The organism is Paraburkholderia tropica, from assembly GCF_914484835.1.
In the GTDB taxonomy this organism is placed as follows: Bacteria; Pseudomonadota; Gammaproteobacteria; order Burkholderiales; family Burkholderiaceae; genus Paraburkholderia; species Paraburkholderia tropica_A.
In genome coordinates, this window is record NZ_CAJZAR010000062.1 from 13,253 (window position 1) to 30,889 (window position 17,637).

Genomic DNA, 17,637 nt, shown 5'->3' on the forward strand with positions numbered 1-17,637 from the left:
TGGAAACGTCGAACTTGTGATGCTTTAATCAGGATTCCGTATCAGCAATCCGTATCAAGCAGCCGTAAAACAGTTATCGACAAACAGATGCGCGCCGTTGATGAAACTCGCGTCGTCGCTGGCGAGGAACAGCGCGGCCTGCGCCACTTCTTCGGGTTTGCACAGCCGGCCCTGCTGAAGCGACAGCGCCGCTTCGCTGGCGTCGAAACCATATTGCGCGAGCGCGCTGATTTCACGCTGGCCGTGCGGCGTGTTGATGAAGCCCGGACACACCGCGTTGCAGCGGATGCCGCGATCGCGATACTCCACGGCAATCGCACGCGCGAACATCGCGCACGCGCCCTTGGTCGTGCAATACAGCACTTCGAGCGGCGTGGCGGCGACCGACGAGATCGAGGCCGTGCAGACGATCGAGCCCTTGCCCGCTTCGAGCATATGGGGCAGCACCGCGCGCGTCATCATGAACATGCTTTTCACGTTCACGTTCATGAGCCAGTCGTAGTCGTCGTCGCTGGTGTCGAGAAACGGCTTCACGACGATGCTGCCCGCGTGATTGAACAGCGTGTCGATGCGGCCGAAGCGCTCGACCACGCCCGCCACGGCGGCGTCCACGGCGGCGCGCTGCGAGACGTCGGCCACGAACAGATCCGCCACGCCGCCTTCGGCGCGGATGCGCGCGACGATTTCCTCGCCCGCGCCGCGATTGACGTCCACCACGGCCACGCGCGCGCCTTCGCGATGGAACAGCAGCGACGCCGCGCCGCCCGCGCCCGTCGCCCCGCCCGACACGAGCGCCACCTTGCCCGCCAGCTTTCCTGCCCTTTCAGTCATTCCCGGCTCCTATGCGTATTCACGGTACGCACAAGTTAGGTGCACCGAAAATCGGCCACTATCCAAATTTGGCAAAAAAATAAAATTGCCGTAAAAATCAGGAATCGCGAAGATCGGCAGCGCCCTTGCTGCGACGCACAGGCGCCTTTCGGTCGATCGCCACTTTGCGCGGCCAGCCGAGGCCGTCCCGGGAGACTTCATGGAAGCGGGCTACTCGCCGAACGAGGCCATCCAGTTTCGGAACTGTCACAGCGTCGACGAACAGGCGGCGCTGCTCGACGCATGGAACCAGAGCTATTGCCAGCTTTCGCGCGGCACGTTCAACGGTTCGGTCACGTCATTCATGGCGGGCGGCGTGAAAGTGCTGGTCGAGCGGCTGAACCGGACGGTCTATCAGCGCGGCGACGTGGTCGGTCATAAATTCGCGCTGGGCATTCCATTTCAGCTCGAAGGGCACGCGCTGCTGTCGGGGCAAACGAGCCACCTCGACGCGCTGCACGTGTTTTCCGGCCGGGACGGCTTCGAGTTTCTCTCGCCCGACCGCCACGTGTTCGTCAACCTCGAAATGGAACCGGCCGCCGTGACGGATCTCGCCACGCGCGCGCAACTGGAATCGATCATCGCGCGCATCGGCGCGAAAGCGGGCGTGGTGAATATCGCGCCGGCGCGGCTACAGCGATTCCGCGACGTGCTGAGCGTGCTGCTCGACGACGTGGTCCGCGCGCCGCGTTTGCTTAAAGACCGCGTAAGCGTCATGGCGCTGGAAAAGGCCATTATTTTCGGCCTGAGTGAAACGCTCAGCGATTTCCCGGATCTCGCGCAGCACGAACGCGGCGAAGCCCGCATCGCGCGAAGCTGGCAACTGGTGCGCAGCGTGCGCGAGATCGTCGAAGGATCGCCCGATTGTCCGCTCTCCGTCGCCGAGCTTTGCGCGCGCATGCACGCGAGCCGCCGCACGCTGCAATATGCGTTCGAAGAGACCACGGGCATCAGTCCGCTCGCGTATATGCGCGCGGTGCGGCTCGCCCGCGTGCGCAAGGAACTCGTGCACGCCGCCACGGTGACCGAGGTCGCCACGCGCTGGGGGTTCTGGCATTTCGGCAATTTCGCCAGCGAATATCGCGAGCAGTTCGGCGAGTTGCCGAGTGAGACGTGGCGCAGGAATCGGGTATAGAAGCGGGTTTGGCAGCGCGAGGGTCGGAGTGTTTTTCACGTCTCGCCGATTCGATGCGTTCGCAACGAACTCACGCTCAGACAGAAACTTTCGACCAGCAAGAATCAGCAATAAAACGTAATAGCCGATGTAATCGCGATGCTGCCTCGCTCCGATAGAGTGCGGAGATTCCGCACCTTGCAGCACACCAATGACATCACGCCTGTCACGACGAGAATTCATCAAACTGAGCATCGCCGTGGGCACCACCGTTTCGGTCCTCGACACGCGTTCCCTCGCCCTCGCCAACCCCGCGCCCTGCCAACTGACGCCCGAACAGGAAGTCGGTCCTTACTGGATCGACGGCGCGCTGATGCGCAGCGACATCCGCGAAGGCAAGCCCGGCGTGCCGCTGACGCTCGATATCGTGCTCACCGACAAGCGAAGTTGCGCGCCGCTCGTGGGCGCGGCCGTCGACGTCTGGCAATGCGACGCGATGGGCATCTATTCCGGTTACACGAAAATGGCGGCCATGCCGCCGCCGCCCGATTTCGCCTCGGGCGCGCACGGCCGCCCGCCTGCGGGAATGCCGTTCGGCATGCCGCCGGACGGCGCGCTTGCCGGTCATCCGCCGGGTCATCCACCGGGTCTGCCGCCGGGACAGTTTCCCGGTGCGCCGGGTGATCCGCCCGGCCCGCCGCCAGCGCCGCGTCCCACCGATCACCTGACCTTCCTGCGCGGCATGCAGCACACCGATCGTGCCGGCGTGGTGAGGTTCGAGACCATCGTGCCGGGCGTGTATCCGGGGCGCACGAATCACATTCACTTCAAGGTCCGTACGCCCGACGCGCAGCACGCGCCAGGCACGCACGTCTCGCATGTCGGCCAGTTGTTTCTGCCGGAAGCGTTGATGGTGCAATTGATGCAACTCGAACCGTATCGCGCGCACGACATCCGCCGCACGACGCAGCGCGACGACGCGGTGTTCACCGATCAACACGGCTCGACCATGCTCGCCAGCGTGGACCCGTTCACCGCCGATGGCCGCCTCAAGCATTTGCACGCGCGCGTGGAAGCGGTCGTCGATCCCGATGCCACGCCGCAACCGGTCGAGCCGAGCTTCGGTCCGCCGCCGCGCTGACGCGTCTTTGACGCTTCGTTCTCCTCGCATGACGAAAAGCGACCAATAGCGGCCAATAAGCGCAAAGGCTTTTTTGGCCGCTTAATCTCGTTTCGTTGCCGGTGTTTTAAACACGTACTGGCTAATCATGCGGGAGGAATCCGTGAGCGTCATTGCGCAGATTTCGGATATTCATGTGCGGCCGCGCGGCGAGCGCTATCAGGATCTAGTCGATTCGAACGCGATGTTCGCCGATGCAGTCGACGCGCTCAATCGTCTCGATCCCGCGCCCGATTTCGTGCTGATCACCGGCGATCTGACCGACGAAGGCACGCCCGCCGAATACGCGATGCTGCGCGATCTGCTCGCGCCGCTGCGGTTGCCGTATGCGGTCATGCCGGGCAATCACGATCATCGCGAGAATCTGCGCGCGGCTTTTACCGATCAAACGTGGCTGCCGCGCGAAGGCGAATTGCATTTCGGCATCGACGTGGGTTCGATTCGTCTGCTCGCGCTGGATTCGACGGTGCCCGGTTTGCACCATGGCGAATTGAGTCCGGCGTCGCTCGACTGGCTCGAACGCGAACTCATCGCGAACACACACCGGCGCGTCATGATCGCGATGCATCATCCGCCGTTCGCGACCGGCATTCCCTATCTCGACCTCTACGGCATGGCCGACGTGCGGCCCTTGCGCGATCTCGTCGCGCGCCATGCCAATGTCGATCGCATCGTCGCGGGACACGTGCATCGCTCGATGCACACGCGTCTTGGCAGCGTGCCGGTTCTGACCTGCACGAGCACGACCACGCAAATCGCACTGCGACTCAAAGCCGATGCGGACCCCGCTTCCTTTCTCGAACCGCCCGCGTTCATGCTGCATCGTTGGAGCGATGACGATGGCGAAGGCAGCGCGGTTTCGCATCTGTGCTATATCGGGCGATTCGAGGGGCCGATGCCGTTCGCCTGATTTTCACGCGACGCGCCTAGAACGTGTCCCAGCCGTCGTCGTCGATGAGGGCGGGAGCGGGAGCAGCGGCAGGTTTCGCGCTTGCTGCGCTTTTGCGAATCGCGGGCCGCGCGGCGGGCGCACGCAGCGGCGCACTCGCGGACACATTCACAGGCACGCGCGCGGACACATTCGCCGACACAGTCGGCGCAACAGCCACAGCCCGCTCAGCGGCCGCATGAAACGCCGACCCGGAATCGAGGTGGAAAAACGCAATCGCCTGATTCAACTGGCGGCCCTGATCCTCCAGCGATTTCGACGCGGCCGCCGCTTCCTCCACCAGCGCCGCGTTCTGCTGCGTGACTTCGTCCATCTGCGTGATCGCCTGATTGACCTGCTCGATGCCGCGGCTCTGCTCGCTCGACGCCGCCGCGATTTCGCCCATGATGTCGGTCACATGCGCGACGGCCTGCGTGACCTCCGCCATCGTCTTGCCCGCCTCGTCGGCCAGCGTGGAGCCGTCCTGAATCTTCTGCACCGACGCGTTGATGAGCTCCTTGATCTCCTTCGCCGCGCTCGACGAGCGCTGCGCGAGACTGCGCACTTCGCTGGCGACCACCGCGAAACCGCGCCCCTGCTCGCCCGCGCGGGCCGCTTCCACCGCTGCGTTCAGCGCGAGGATATTGGTCTGGAACGCGATGCCTTCGATGATGCCGGTGATATCGGCGATCCGCGCGGAGCTTGTGCTGATCTCGCCCATCGTCTCGACCACCTGACCGACCACCTGATTGCCGCGCCCCGCCACCTCCGACGCATTGGCCGACAGCGCGCTCGCCTGCTGGGCGTTATCGGCGTTCTGCTTCACCGTCGAAGTCAGTTCCTCCATGCTCGCGGCGGTTTCCTCCAGCGACGCCGCCTGCTGTTCCGTGCGCGACGACAGCTCGACGTTGCCCGAGGCGATCTGCGTCGCGCCCGTGCCGATGCTGTTCGCGGACGTGCGAACCTGCCCGATCAGGCGCACAAGGCTCGACTGCATCTCGCCCATCGACGCGAGCACGCTGCCCGCGGGCGCACGCTGCGCCCCCGGCACCGGACGCAGATCGCCACCCGCCACCCGTTGCGTGATGTCGCCGAGTTCGCCCGGTTCGGCGCCGAGCGCGCGCAACAGCCCACGCGTGATGAGCACGCCCGCCAGCACCGCCATCGCCACGGCCGCGAGGCAGATCGCGATCAGCAGCGCGCGTTGCCGCGCGAATTGCCGCGCCGATTCCTCGACCTGTTGCGCCGCGTGTTGCTGCGTGAAGTCGGCGAAATCGTTCGACGCCTTGATCAGCGCGGAGAGCAAGGGGCGGCATTTCGTGTCGATTTCCGCAATCGCGGCGTCGCGCTGATTGTCGAGCGCCAGCCGGTCGATATCCAGCGCGACGGGTCGATACAGCGCTTCGATGCGCGGCAATTCGGCGGCGAGACTGCGGCCTTGCTCGCTCATGTCGGTCGCGCTCGCGACCAGCGCGTTGAATTTGTCGAGATTGGCCTCGACGCGGCGTTCGGCATCGTCGACGGCGGCCTTTTCGATCGCGATGTCGGCGGGCGTGGTGACCAGCACCAGGTTGCGCACGGCCATCGCGCGATCGTCCACCGCCGTGCGGACCGCGACCGCCGCCGTGGCGCGCGCGTCGATCCCGCTGACGTAGCCCGCGAAGCGGTTATTCGCGGCATTCAATTCGCTCAGCGACAACGCGGATACGATCAAAACGGTGAAGGTCAAAATACCGAAGGCGCCCGTGAGCTTTGCCTTCACCGACAATCGATTCACATTCATCTTTTCAGGTTTCCATTTCAATGAAGGGGCAAATAATGCGGACGATCGCCTTTTACGATGCCCAATTCACGCAACGGATCGGTATGCGTCTGCGCCCCCGGCAGACCTATGCGCCGAGCATAGGATTCTACTGAGTGACAGCGAATAAACAGAAGCGAAAAACCACGTGAAATCAACGCGCAAACGTTAGCGGAATATTGAATTTTTCTATGAGGTCTATTTAGCGCATGGAATGCTGACTCTAAATAAAAATGCCGCCCGCAGGCATCTTTTAATTTCTATCGCGCGAATCGGGAAATATTGCCGGATTATTGCGGATTGGCGCAGGAATAAATCTGGAAGTAATCGCTGGTAACAGAAATCGGGCGCGCGTCGCGTACGATATCCGCCGATACGTTTCACCCATGCGCTTTCACCGATCTGATTCACAGACGCAATCCGCTGTGTCATTATCCAGAGCATGGAATTCCGTATCGAACCCATCGAGCTTCATCACCATCACGGTCGCCATCCATTGCGCCGGGGTTCGTTACGTCCATCGCACTGAAGCCGCCGTCGGCTTCGGGCAACAGGAAACATGACTATGCTTCGCGGAACCCGTTTCGTCACCGGCCAGCAGGCCGCCGCCTTGCGCTCGCTCGAGAACCGCTTTCGGAGCTACCTTCATTGATCGTGGCGCGGAAGAGGCCATCGTCCCGGCGTTGTGGTCGCAAGACACCTTTGTCGAGAAAGCCGGCGGCAGTGAAATTCTTCAGCAAATGTGGACGTTCGCCGATAAATCAGGACGAGCGTGCTGCCTGATCCCGGAGGCCACCGCGCTGTTCCAGGAGCAGGCGGACACGCTGCTCGGCGGCGCGAGCGAGCGCATGCTGTTTTACGTCGCGCGCTGTTACCGGTACGAGCGGCCGCAAGCCGGGCGATACCGCGAATTCACGCAACTCGGCTTCGAATATCTGTGCGCGGAACCCGAACGCGCGGCGGCATGCAGCGTCGAAATCGCGACGGGGTTTCTCGATTCATTGGGTGTCCGATATGATCTCGATTGCACCGCTCGAAGGGGATTGAGCTATTACCTCGGCGGTCAGGGTTTTGAAATGCGCTGCGCGGCGCTCGGCGCCCAGCAGCAGATCGCGGGCGGCGGTGCGTATCGGGAAGGCGCGGGCTTCGGCATCGGTCTCGAACGGCTGTGGCTTGCGATGTCGGCACGGCCGGAAGTGTAAAATCGAGTCGGTAAGTCGGATGCGCGAATCAGTACGGGATTCCGTGCACGAATAAAACGCATCCGGCTGGCAATCGTCTTAAAGTAATGTGTGCGCGCGCAAACCGGCAAATCGACAAGTTGGCGAGTCGATTTTCTCCTTCGCGCGCGCCGGATCCCGCTTTTTGAAAAATGCTGCGTGCATCCCCCACCCGGGGCGCGCAGCCGTGCTATCGTTGCGGCATGCGATTTGCGACCTGTAAAGTGCAGCACAGCCCCTCGCATGAAGGAGTTTTTAAACGTGGATGAACGTAAACGGGAAAGCATCGTTGCTTACCTTCGCCGCAGAATGGAAGAGTTCGGCATCGAGCCGGACGACATCGCGGCCTCGATTGCTGCCGATCAGCTTCGAATTCGCGCCGCGCGTTATCAAAACGCAGCGGGCGACACCTGGGACGGTCAGGGTGAAATGCCGCAATGGCTCGTACAAGTGACTAGCGCCGGACAGGCGCTGGAGCATTTCGCCATTCGCAAACCCGAAGAACGCGCTGAAGCGCCGCGCCCTCGCGTCGACTGGGCCAACGACCCCTTCGCCGGCAGCCGCCTGGCGACGGTCAGCGCCGAACGCCTGTAAATAACCGTAATTCGAGCAATCCGCGCAACGAGAGGCACCCCGTGCGAGCCAGCGCTCCGCACGCGCCGAGTCACGTCTTGCCAATCTGAAACCAATCGCCATTGCGCCGGGCGCCGATTAATCCGCCATTCAGCGTGAATCAAAACAATTCAATGCGATTCGGCCAGATAATCGTTTTCCCGGATTAGCGCCGACTCCGATGCCGCCATCACGCGATTACGCCCCGCCGCCTTCGCGGCGTAGAGCGCGGCGTCCACGCGCGCCATGGCGCTGCCCAGGCTTTCGTCCGCGCGGATATCGCCCACGCCCGCGCTAAGCGTGCAGCAGACGCCATCCGCGGACGGGCGTTCGACGGCCACTCTCAACGCATGAGTCGACGCCTCGGCCTCGCGTCTCGTGACATCGACGAACGCGACCGCGAATTCCTCGCCGCCCAAGCGCCCGAACAGATCGCACGGGCGTATCTGCGCCGCGACGATCGACGCAATATGCGCAAGCAGCCGGTCGCCCACCGCGTGGCCGAAGCTGTCGTTGACCGTCTTGAACTTGTCGATGTCGAGAATGGCGATCGCCATCGTGCCGCCGCTCGCGCGTCGGTGCGCGAGCAACGCCTGCGCCCTTTCCATGAATGCGCGGCGCGTGAGCGCGCCCGTCAATTCGTCGATGGTGGCAAGCTTTTCCATTCTGCGCAGAATGCGTTCGTGCGCGAGCATTACCATGCCCGTCGACATGCAAGGCAACGAGACGATCGCGAGTCCGAGCAGCGCGACATTCCAGGGCGACGGTTGCAGAAACGTCAGCGTCGGTGCTAGCCCCAGCACGATCGCGAAGATACGCGCGAGATAAACCAGCGCGCCGAGCCACGCCGCCGCCGCGATCAGACGGCAAGCGTAGATCGCGCCGTCACGCGAGGCATGGCGCAGCGCGATGACGCCCACCACGATGCGCCCATAGACGAAGCCGAGCGAGACGATCACGCCGCGCGCGGTCGCGCTGGGCGAGACGCACGTGAAGTACAGCAGCGCGGCCACCGCCACGATGAGCGCCACGCATTCGTCGCGGCGCACAGGCGGCACATCGAAGAACTGCCGCGTGCCCTGCAAGAGCACGAGCACCGCGCCCAGCGTCAGCGAACTCACGCCCACGATCGTGATCGCGCCGGCCTTCGCGCCCACGATCAGAATCCACGTCGCCGCCGCGCCGAGCAGCGCATAACCCACGCACCAGCGGCCCACGCCCGGCACCGCCGTGCGCACGAGCGAACCCAGCACGGCCACGCTCATCAGGCACGAAACGATCAGGATCGCCAATAGAGCGAAAGCGCTGGGCATGGGAACGGATTCTGGCGGCGATAATAATCAGAGGAAAAAAGCGATCAGGGAAAACGACGTGTTACGCCAGATCGCGAAAGGCAATCGAAAACTGTTTAAAAGCTATTTAAAAACCCGCGCGGCAACGCATGGCGCCCCGATTCGCGATGCCTATCGTATCGCACGTCTCGCCTGAAAACGCGCCGATCGAAGCCATGCGGATCCATTCGCGCCGCCGCCTGCGCGAACGCGGGGAAATCCGCGCGCCGATGCGCGTCCGCCGCGCGAGCGCATCCGTATATCGTGAAACGCTTCGCTTCACGCTCATGACGCCAGCCGCCTTCCGCATCGCATGTTATCCGCGCCGCCCGCCGCCGCGCCTCGGGCCGTCGATGCTATATTCGGGCCCATGTCCTCCAGCGGGTGCGCCAACGCGCCCTCCTCGCATGAGTGATCCGTCCGGCGGCATCGACGACAACGCAGCCTCGCCATCCGCACGCGCCGAGGCGTTCGACGCGGCGCGGCGCGCGCGTCTGAACCAGTTGCTCGACGCCACGGCGCGAGGCGAGCAGCGCGCCTTCGCCGAGCTTTACCGGCTCGCCTCCGGCCATGTCTTCGCCGTGCTCGTGCGCATGGTCCACGACCGCGCCGAAGCCGAGGATCTGCTCCAGGATGTCTTCACGACCGCATGGCGGCGCGCCGATACGTTCGACGCCGCACGCGGCGGTGCGATGACCTGGCTCGTGACGCTCGCGCGCAACCGCGCGATCGACCGCCTGCGCCAGCATCGCGAAAGTCCGCTCGACGACGCCGTCGCGCACGCCATCGCCGACGACGATCCCACGCCCGCCGCCCACGCCGAAGCCAGCGAAGAACGCCAGCGGCTCGAACGCTGCATGGGGCAACTGGAGCCCACGCAGCGCGGCGCGGTTCGCGAGGCGTTTTTCAGCGGCGCGACGTATAGCGAACTGGCGGAGCGTCTGAGCGTGCCGCTCGGCACGCTGAAAAGCTGGATCCGGCGCAGCCTCATGCAACTCAAATCGTGTCTTGAAGCATGAGCACGCCCGCCGATCACAATCCCGATCCCGACCTGCGCGGCGCCGAATACGCGCTCGGCGTGCTCGACGCGAACGAGCGGCGCGCGCTCGAACTCGCCGCCGAAACCGATCCCGTCCTGCTCGCCGCCATCGAACGCTGGCAGCGCCGCCTTGCGCCGCTCGCCGAGGAGCTGCGTCCGCTGGCCGTGCCCGCGCGCGTGTGGACCCGCATCGAGCGCGATCTCGGCTTCCTGCCGCCGCGGATCACGCCGCCGCAAAGCGCGGGCCCGTGGTGGAACAGCTTGCGTGTCTGGCGCTTCGTGGGCGTCGGCGCGAGCGTCGCGACGCTCGCGCTCGCGCTGGTCAACGTGATCGTGCTGCGCGAGATACGCGAGGCGGCAGGCCCGGCGCCGGTGGCCGTCGCGCCCGGCGGCGCCTATATGGTCGCGACGATCGCGCGCCCCGACGGCATCGCCCACTGGACCGCCACCGTCGATCTGCGCCGCAGCGAAATGGTCGTCGTGCCCGCCGTGAAGCCGACCGTGCCCGCCGGCCGCGCCACCGAACTCTGGCTGATCCCGCCCGGCGAAAAGCCGGTCGCGCTCGGCGTGTTCCCGCCCGATGCGCCCGCGCATATGAACCTGCCCGCCAGCGTGATCGCGAAGCTCAGCGCGCGCGCCGTGCTGGCCGTCTCGATCGAGCCGCCCGGCGGCTCGCCGACGGGCCAGCCGACCGGCCCGGTCGTCGCCACCGGCGCGATGCACAGCACGGCCTGAAGCCTGCTTCGCGCGAATCGGCGCGGCGATATCGTCGGTCGAGACGATTTCGCTGCATCCGAACGCCGCGCCCGCCCGTATCTCCCGGCATCTGCCTCCTCACGGAGCCGCCATGCCGATCACCACCGCCGTTCTTGCCGCGTTTGGCGCGCTCGTCGTCGCGTTCGGCATCGTCTGGCTCGTGCAATTGCGCACCGGCAACGCGGGCATGATCGACCCGGTCTGGGCGCTGACGCTCGGCGCCGTTGCCGTCTTCGCCGCGCTCGCCGGACCCGGCGCGCCGCTGAACCGCGTGGCCGTCGCGTTCGGCGGCGGCGTGTGGGGCTTGCGTCTCGGCGCGCATCTCTGGCGGCGCAATCATCACGGCCCGGAAGACCCGCGCTATGCCGCGCTGCGCGCGCGCTGGGGCCGGCACGCGCCGCGCCGCATGCTCGGCTTCTTCATGCTGCAGGCGGTGATCTCGCTGCTGCTGTCGATCGCCTTCTTCGTGCCCGCCTGGCAGACGCACACACCCTCGATTCCAGCCATCGTCATCGCCTTGTGCATCGGCTTTGCGGCGCTCGCGGGCGAAGCCGCCGCCGATCGTCAGTTGCACAGCCATCTCGCCGATCCCTCTCAGCGCGGCCAGGTTTGCAGGCGCGGCTGGTGGCGTTACTCGCGCCATCCGAATTACTTCTTCGAGTCGCTGCACTGGTGCGCCTACACGGTCTGGTCGATCGGCCAGCCCTGGGGTTGGGCGACGCTCGTACCGCCGTTCGCGATGGCGTGGCTGCTGCTCAAACTCTCCGGCGTGCCGCTGCTCGAAGCGCGGCTTGTAGAGACGCGCGCCGGGTATCGCGAGTACATGGCGACCACGCACGCGTTCATCCCGTGGCCGCCGCGGCACGCTCACGCCGACACCGATGCCAACGCCGACCCCCATCGCCCTTCGAGGAGCCCGCGACCATGACCGTCACCGTCCCGCCGCTACAGGATTCGCACGACACGCCGACGACCGCGTCGAGCCCCTACGATGCCTCGCTCGCGATCCGCCTGTGCGAGCGCGGCTGGCTGCCCGACGCGTTGATCCGCATGGGCATGCGCGCGCTGCTGCGCCGCCGTCTCGCCGACGAACACGCGCACGACGGCACGCGTCGCGCCGAAGCGTTCGAAACGCTGATCGACGAACTGCGAGCGAGCCCGATCGCCATCGACACGCAGGCCGCCAACGCGCAGCACTACGAAATTCCGGGCGCGTTCTTCGCGGCGCATCTCGGGCCGCGCATGAAGTATTCGTGCGGCTACTATCCGCGCGGCGACGAAACGCTCGCCCAGGCCGAGGACGCCATGCTCGCGCTCTACGCGGCGCGCGCAGGACTTGCCGACGGTCAGCGCATCCTCGACCTCGGCTGCGGCTGGGGCGCGCTCACGCTCTGGCTCGCGCGACGCTATCCCTGCGCGAGCATCATCGGGCTGTCGAATTCGCACGGGCAGCGCGCGTTCATCGAGCGCCGCGCCAACGAGCTGGGACTCGCGAATCTGCGCATCGTGACCGGCGATGTCGCGAGTTTCGAGTTCGCGCCCGGCGAAGCGCGTTTCGACCGCGTGCTGTCGATCGAGATGTTCGAGCACATGAAGCACTACGGCCTGCTGCTCGCGAAGATCGCGCGCTGGCTCGACGACGACGGCCATCTCTTCGTGCATCTGTTCGCGCATCGGCTGCTCGCCTATCACTTCGAGGTGCGCGACGGCAGCGACTGGATGTCCCGGCATTTCTTCACCGGCGGCACGATGCCCTCGGCGCATCTGCTGCTGCGTTTTCAGGACGATCTGCGCGTGACGCGGCAATGGTGGATCGACGGCACGCATTACGCGCGCACCGCGAGCCAGTGGCTCGCCGCGCTCGATGCCGCGCGCGGTCAGGCGCTGCCGCTGCTCGACGCGAGCGGCGACGCGCGTCTCGCGTTCCAGCGCTGGCGCATGTTCTATCTGGCCGTGGCCGAACTGTTCGGCTATGCGCGCGGCCAGGAGTGGGGCATCGCGCACTATCTGCTGCGCAAGCGCGCGGCGCGGCCCGCGTGAACGCGTGAGGTGCGAACGATGGTTTCCCTCCGCGATTTTGGGCGATGCGTGCGGCGCGCGGCGTGCTTCACGCCGGTGTCGCTCGTCCTGTTCATCGCGCTCGGCGGCTGCACGAACGGGCCGCCCAATCCGAATCCGCGCGCCGGCCAGCCGCTCGAACCGGTGAGCGTCGACCTGCCTCGCTACATGGGCCGCTGGTACGTGATCGCCAACATTCCGTACTTCGCGGAACGCGGTTTCGTGGCGAGCCGCGCCGAGTGGACGCTGCGCGCCGACGGCCGCATCGACGACGCCTTCATCGGCCGCAAAGGCGGTTTCGACGCGCCCGAAAAGCATTACCGCTTCGTCGATGCGGTCGTGCCCGGCAGCGGCGGCGGGCGCTGGCGCGTGCGCGTGTTCTGGCCGATCCACGTCACGCAGCTCACGCTCTACGTCGATCCTGACTACCGCGTGACGATCCTCGGTTATCCGGGCAAGTCGCTAGGCTGGATCTTCTCGCGCGAACCGGAGATGGACGACGCGACCTACCAGGCACTGCTCGCGCGCCTCGACGCGATGGGCTACGACAGCACGCGCTTTCGACGCGCGCCGCAGTTTCCCGCGCAACTGGGCCAGCCGGGTTTTGCTTCGCCCTAGCGTCGCGCGCATCGGTGTGCATCCGCGCGGGGCCGCCGTCCGTATCTGCACATAAGGAAGCCTGCTGATCGCTACAAACCGCAGCAACCCACAGCAACCGATTCCATGACGACAACGCACGAATCAGGGAGAACAACAACATGGAACCCGCCCTCACCGCCTTGCCGCCGGGCCGTCGCGTGGCCGTCGTCGGCGCCGGGATCGCCGGGCTGGCGAGCGCGTGGCTGCTCGCGCGCCGCCATCGCGTCACGCTGTTCGAGGCGGCCGCGACGGCGGGCGGCCACGCGCATACTGTCGACGTCGCGCTCGACGGCATGCGTCATCCCGTCGACACCGGTTTTCTGGTGTTCAACGAGCGCACCTATCCGAACCTCGTGGCGCTGTTCGCGGAGCTCGGCGTGCGCGTTCATCGCAGCGATATGTCGTTTTCGGTGTCGGTGGACGGCGGCGCGCTCGAATGGGCGGGCACGAATCTGAACACCGTGTTCGCACAGCGCCGCAACCTGTTTTCGCCGACGTTCATCGGCATGCTGCGCGACATCCTGCGCTTCAACGCCGCCGCCGAACGTCATCTTGAAGCGGCGCGGCGCGAGCGTCTTTCGGTGGGCGAACTGCTGACGGCGGGCGGATACGGCGCGCCGTTCCAGCATCACTATCTGTTGCCGATGGCCGCCGCGATCTGGTCGAGCGCCGCGCGCGACGTGCTGCGTTTTCCGGCCGCGACCTTCCTGCGCTTCTGCCTCAATCACGCCTTGCTGCAAGTGAACGACCGGCCGCCGTGGCAAACCGTGGCGGGCGGCTCGCGCGAGTACGTCACGCGCCTGCTCGCCACGCTCGACGACGTGCGCGTGAACACGCCCGTGCGCGCCGTGCGCCGCGACGCGGCGGGTGCGGGCGTGACGATCTCGACCGATGACGCGGGCGCGGAACGCTTCGACGCCGTCGTGCTCGCAAGCCACGCGCCCACCACGCTGGCCCTGCTCGCCGATCCCGACGACGCCGAACGCGACGTGCTCGGCGCCGTGCGCTATCAACGCAACCTCGCGCTGCTGCACACCGACGCGGCGCTGCTGCCGCGCCGCCGCCGCGTGTGGTCGGCGTGGAATTACCTGAGCCGCGCGTCGACGCAGCGTGAAAACGGTGACGACGACCCCGATGATACACAGCCCGTCTGCGTGAGCTATCTCATCAACCAGTTGCAGCCGCTGCCGTTTCGCACGCCCGTCGTGGTCACGCTCAATCCGGTGAGCGAACCCGCCCCGCATGCCGTGCTCGGCCGCTACGTCTACGATCATCCGCTGCTCGATCTCGCGGCCATCGACGCGCAACAGCGCCTGCCCGGCTTGCAGGGACGGCGCGCGACGTGGTTCGTGGGCGCATGGACCGGCTACGGCTTTCACGAAGACGGCCTGAAGTCGGCGCTGCGCGTGGCGCGCGACTTCGGCGTGATGCCGGTGTGGGGCCAGCCATGAGTCCGCGCGCCGATCTCGCGCCGGGTGCGCCGCCGTTCGCGCATGCAGCGCCGCCTGGACACGCACCCCACGCGGCCTATCTGCTCACGGGCCGCGTGGTGCACGAACGCCTGCGTCCCGCGCGTCATGCCTTCGCGTATCCGCTGTTTCAGGTCTGCTGCGATCTCGACCGGCTCGACACGCTGCGGCGCTGGTGGTTCGGCATCGACCGCTGGCGCGTGTTCTCGCTCGACGCGCGCGACTACGGCCCGCACGATGGCCGCGCGCTCGCGCCGTGGATGCGCGCGCGCCTCGCCGAAGCGGGCATTCCCGCCGATGGTGCGATCTGGCTGCAAACGCTGCCGCGCATTTTCGGCCACGCGTTCAATCCGGTGAGCTTCTGGTATTGCTACGACCGCGCGGGCCGCCTGCGCGCGCTCTACGCCGACGTGCGCAACACCTTCGGCGCGCATCACGGCTATCTGCTCAGTGCCGCCGATCACGCACCGATTGGCGACGCAACCGAACTGCAGTGCTGCAAGACCTTTCACGTCTCGCCGTTTTGCCGCGTCGAAGGCCACTATCTGTTTCGCGTGCGCCAGCATGGCGCGCGGCTCGTCACCGCCATCGACTACGCCGATGGTCTCGGCATGCTGCTGCGCACGGCCATCGCCATGCGCGCCGAACCGCTCGACGCACGCCGCGCGTTTGGCGCGCTCGCGCGCCAGCCGCTCCTCACGCCCGGCGTCGTGCTACGGATTCACTGGCAGGCGCTGCGCCTCTGGCTCAAACGCGTGCCGTTTCTCGGCAAACATCCGCCCGCGCCCCTACCTCACGCGCCGCTGCGCCCCACCGATCACGAGGCCCGTTCATGACGCTGCTCCGCCTGCCCACGGCCGCGCATCCGCCGATGCCGCTTGCGGCCCGTCTCTTTCTCGCCTTGCTGCGCAAGATCCGTCACGGCCATCTGACGCTGACGACGCCCGATGGCGCGCAGCAGGTATTCGGCGATGCGCGCGACACCCCCGCCGCCGCGCTGCGTATTCACGATTGGCGCGCCTGCCGCGCGATCCTGCGCGCGGGCGATATCGGCTTTGCCGAGGCGTTGCGCGCGCAATGGCTCGACGCGCCCGATCTCACCGCGCTGATGCGGCTCGCGATCCGCAATGAACACGCGGTCGCCACGACCGTGCACGGCGGCCCGCTCGCGCGCGCGTGGTACGCGCTGCGCCATCGGCTGCGCCGCAATACGCGCGCGGGCAGCCGACGCAATATCCACGCGCATTACGATCTGGGCAATGCGTTCTACGCGAGCTGGCTCGATGAAACGATGACCTATTCGAGCGCCTGTTTCGACGACGACACACACCGTCCGCTCGCGCAGGCGCAGTGCGCGAAGTATCAGCGCATCATCGATACGCTGGCGCTCGCGCCCGGCATGCGCGTGCTCGAAATCGGCTGCGGCTGGGGCGGCTTCGCGCTGTATGCCGCGCGGCAAGGCATACACGTGCGCGGCCTGACGATCTCGCAGGAACAGCACGCGTGGGCCAACGAGCGCGTGCGCGCGGCAAAGCTCGCGCATCTTGTCGAGATCGATCTGCGCGACTATCGCGACCTTCGCACAGCCGACGGCCAGTACGATGCCATCGTCTCGATCGAAATGTTCGAAGCCGTGGGCGAAGCCTGGTGGCCGGTGTATTTCGACACGCTTTCGCGTCTGTTGAAACCGGGCGCGCGCGCGCTCGTGCAGTCGATCACCATCGACGATGCGCATGTCGAGCGTTATCGCGCGTCGAGCGACTTTATCCGCGAGATGATTTTTCCGGGCGGCATGCTGCCGGGTCCGCAGCAATTCGTGCAGGCCGCGCAACAGGCGCAACTCGATGCGCGCGCTGTCTTCGCATTCGGACGCGATTATGCGCAGACCTTGCGCTTGTGGCGTGCAAGCTTCGAAAGCCGTCTCGACGCCATACGCGCGCTCGGTTTCGACGACGCCTTCATTCGCATCTGGACGCTCTATTTCGCCTATTGCGAAGCCGCGTTCGAAGAAGGACGCACGGACGTGATGCATTTCGTCGTGCAGCGAGCCAACGTAGATCGCGACTTACATCCTCGCGCACATCCCCGCGCACATCCCCATTGACACGCTTATTGGCGCGGGTACCATGAATCCACCGGTTAAAGCGTGCGCGGTGATGGGCATTTTCCCCGCGCCACGCACGCATTCAACCGGCATCCCGCTCAACAGTCCGACGCTCCCGTGCTTCGACCCGTGCGCCTTAGATCATGAAAATTCGTGGCCCCTTGATACAGTACGATCGAGGACGTGGCGGCTTTCTCGCCATGCGCAGCGCGATTGTTTCAGGCTCCAGCCACGTCGCCCGGCCGTGCAGCTATTGCTCGATCGATACGGTCATCTCCATTCGCTCCGTGCGCCGCCATCACTCGGCCATGAGCTGCGATTTCATCGGCGTTCGCAAGGATGAAATCGCCTCCCTGCTGCCCAAGCCCTAGCCCGCTGTCCTCCCCGTTCGCCTGATATCGAGCCGCATCGCGCAATGCCGCGCTGCGCCGCGCTGTGCCGTGTTATGCGGCTTTGCTGCGCGCGCGCCTCGCGATGCCGGTCATCACGTACGCCTCATCCGTTCACGCGGATGCC

18 protein-coding genes are annotated in these 17,637 nt (G+C 65.8%); 15 read left to right on the top strand and 3 right to left on the bottom strand.

Features of this window, described 5'->3' with window-relative positions; genetic code table 11:
- Positions 1-54: 54 nt before the first annotated feature.
- On the bottom strand, positions 55-831 hold the full coding sequence (locus LDO54_RS21050) for an SDR family NAD(P)-dependent oxidoreductase (protein ID WP_224012602.1): 777 nt from the start codon (positions 829-831) through the stop codon (positions 55-57).
- Positions 832-1,030: 199 nt separating this feature from the next.
- Between LDO54_RS21050 and LDO54_RS21055 the strand changes: the two genes are divergently transcribed.
- The 3 genes from LDO54_RS21055 (at position 1,031) to LDO54_RS21065 (ending at position 4,074) form a co-directional block, all read left to right on the top strand.
- Positions 1,031-2,005 carry a helix-turn-helix domain-containing protein gene (locus LDO54_RS21055; RefSeq protein ID WP_224012603.1) on the top strand — a complete coding sequence of 325 codons (975 nt, stop codon included), beginning with the start codon at positions 1,031-1,033 and terminating at the stop codon, positions 2,003-2,005.
- A 238-nt stretch (positions 2,006-2,243) separates the two neighbouring features.
- A complete protein-coding gene (locus tag LDO54_RS21060; RefSeq protein ID WP_224012604.1) occupies positions 2,244-3,125 on the top strand; it encodes an intradiol ring-cleavage dioxygenase in 882 nt (293 codons plus the stop codon).
- 142 nt (positions 3,126-3,267) lie between these two features.
- Complete coding sequence (locus LDO54_RS21065; RefSeq protein WP_224012605.1) at positions 3,268-4,074, top strand: phosphodiesterase; 807 nt, start codon at positions 3,268-3,270, stop codon at positions 4,072-4,074.
- Between the two features lie 16 nt (positions 4,075-4,090).
- Here the strand turns inward: LDO54_RS21065 and LDO54_RS21070 are convergent, their stop codons facing one another.
- On the bottom strand, positions 4,091-5,875 hold the full coding sequence (locus LDO54_RS21070) for a methyl-accepting chemotaxis protein (RefSeq protein ID WP_224012606.1): 1,785 nt from the start codon (positions 5,873-5,875) through the stop codon (positions 4,091-4,093).
- A 665-nt stretch (positions 5,876-6,540) separates the two neighbouring features.
- On the opposite strand from LDO54_RS21070, the gene LDO54_RS21075 reads away from it, so the two are divergent.
- Together LDO54_RS21075 and LDO54_RS21080 are read left to right on the top strand one after the other, a co-directional pair.
- Positions 6,541-7,095 (top strand): ATP phosphoribosyltransferase regulatory subunit, encoded by a 555-nt coding sequence (locus LDO54_RS21075; RefSeq protein ID WP_224012989.1) that lies wholly within the window; start codon positions 6,541-6,543, stop codon positions 7,093-7,095.
- A 279-nt stretch (positions 7,096-7,374) separates the two neighbouring features.
- Positions 7,375-7,707 carry an H-NS family nucleoid-associated regulatory protein gene (locus LDO54_RS21080; protein WP_074981922.1) on the top strand — a complete coding sequence of 111 codons (333 nt, stop codon included), beginning with the start codon at positions 7,375-7,377 and terminating at the stop codon, positions 7,705-7,707.
- A 149-nt stretch (positions 7,708-7,856) separates the two neighbouring features.
- Here the strand turns inward: LDO54_RS21080 and LDO54_RS21085 are convergent, their stop codons facing one another.
- Entirely contained in the window at positions 7,857-9,038 is a 1,182-nt protein-coding gene (locus LDO54_RS21085; RefSeq protein ID WP_224012607.1) for a GGDEF domain-containing protein, read from the bottom strand.
- Between LDO54_RS21085 and LDO54_RS21090 the strand changes: the two genes are divergently transcribed.
- From LDO54_RS21090 to LDO54_RS21135, 10 genes are all read left to right on the top strand, one after another.
- Positions 9,037-9,213, top strand: coding sequence for a hypothetical protein (locus tag LDO54_RS21090; protein ID WP_224012608.1), 177 nt, complete (start codon positions 9,037-9,039; stop codon positions 9,211-9,213). The two genes, LDO54_RS21085 and LDO54_RS21090, sit on opposite strands and share 2 nt — an antisense overlap.
- Before the next feature lie 250 nt (positions 9,214-9,463).
- Positions 9,464-10,075 (top strand): sigma-70 family RNA polymerase sigma factor, encoded by a 612-nt coding sequence (locus LDO54_RS21095; RefSeq protein WP_224012609.1) that lies wholly within the window; start codon positions 9,464-9,466, stop codon positions 10,073-10,075.
- Positions 10,072-10,830, top strand: a complete 759-nt coding sequence (locus tag LDO54_RS21100) for an anti-sigma factor (protein ID WP_224012610.1) — start codon at positions 10,072-10,074, stop codon at positions 10,828-10,830. Before LDO54_RS21095 ends, LDO54_RS21100 begins: the two co-directional genes overlap by 4 nt.
- 112 nt (positions 10,831-10,942) lie before the next feature.
- On the top strand, positions 10,943-11,779 hold the full coding sequence (locus tag LDO54_RS21105; protein ID WP_224012611.1) for a DUF1295 domain-containing protein: 837 nt from the start codon (positions 10,943-10,945) through the stop codon (positions 11,777-11,779).
- Positions 11,776-12,891, top strand: a complete 1,116-nt coding sequence (locus tag LDO54_RS21110; RefSeq protein WP_224012612.1) for an SAM-dependent methyltransferase — start codon at positions 11,776-11,778, stop codon at positions 12,889-12,891. Before LDO54_RS21105 ends, LDO54_RS21110 begins: the two co-directional genes overlap by 4 nt.
- A gap of 18 nt (positions 12,892-12,909) precedes the next feature.
- Positions 12,910-13,527 carry a lipocalin family protein gene (locus LDO54_RS21115; RefSeq protein ID WP_224012613.1) on the top strand — a complete coding sequence of 206 codons (618 nt, stop codon included), beginning with the start codon at positions 12,910-12,912 and terminating at the stop codon, positions 13,525-13,527.
- Between the two features lie 140 nt (positions 13,528-13,667).
- A complete protein-coding gene (locus LDO54_RS21120) occupies positions 13,668-14,999 on the top strand; it encodes an NAD(P)/FAD-dependent oxidoreductase (RefSeq protein ID WP_224012614.1) in 1,332 nt (443 codons plus the stop codon).
- Positions 14,996-15,853: a DUF1365 domain-containing protein gene (locus LDO54_RS21125; RefSeq protein ID WP_224012615.1), complete on the top strand. Its 858-nt coding sequence runs from the start codon at positions 14,996-14,998 to the stop codon at positions 15,851-15,853. The genes LDO54_RS21120 and LDO54_RS21125 overlap by 4 nt, the downstream gene beginning before the upstream one ends.
- Complete coding sequence (locus tag LDO54_RS21130; RefSeq protein ID WP_224012616.1) at positions 15,850-17,121, top strand: SAM-dependent methyltransferase; 1,272 nt, start codon at positions 15,850-15,852, stop codon at positions 17,119-17,121. The genes LDO54_RS21125 and LDO54_RS21130 overlap by 4 nt, the downstream gene beginning before the upstream one ends.
- 143 nt (positions 17,122-17,264) lie before the next feature.
- Complete coding sequence (locus LDO54_RS21135) at positions 17,265-17,492, top strand: hypothetical protein (protein WP_224012617.1); 228 nt, start codon at positions 17,265-17,267, stop codon at positions 17,490-17,492.
- Positions 17,493-17,637: the final 145 nt, after the last annotated feature.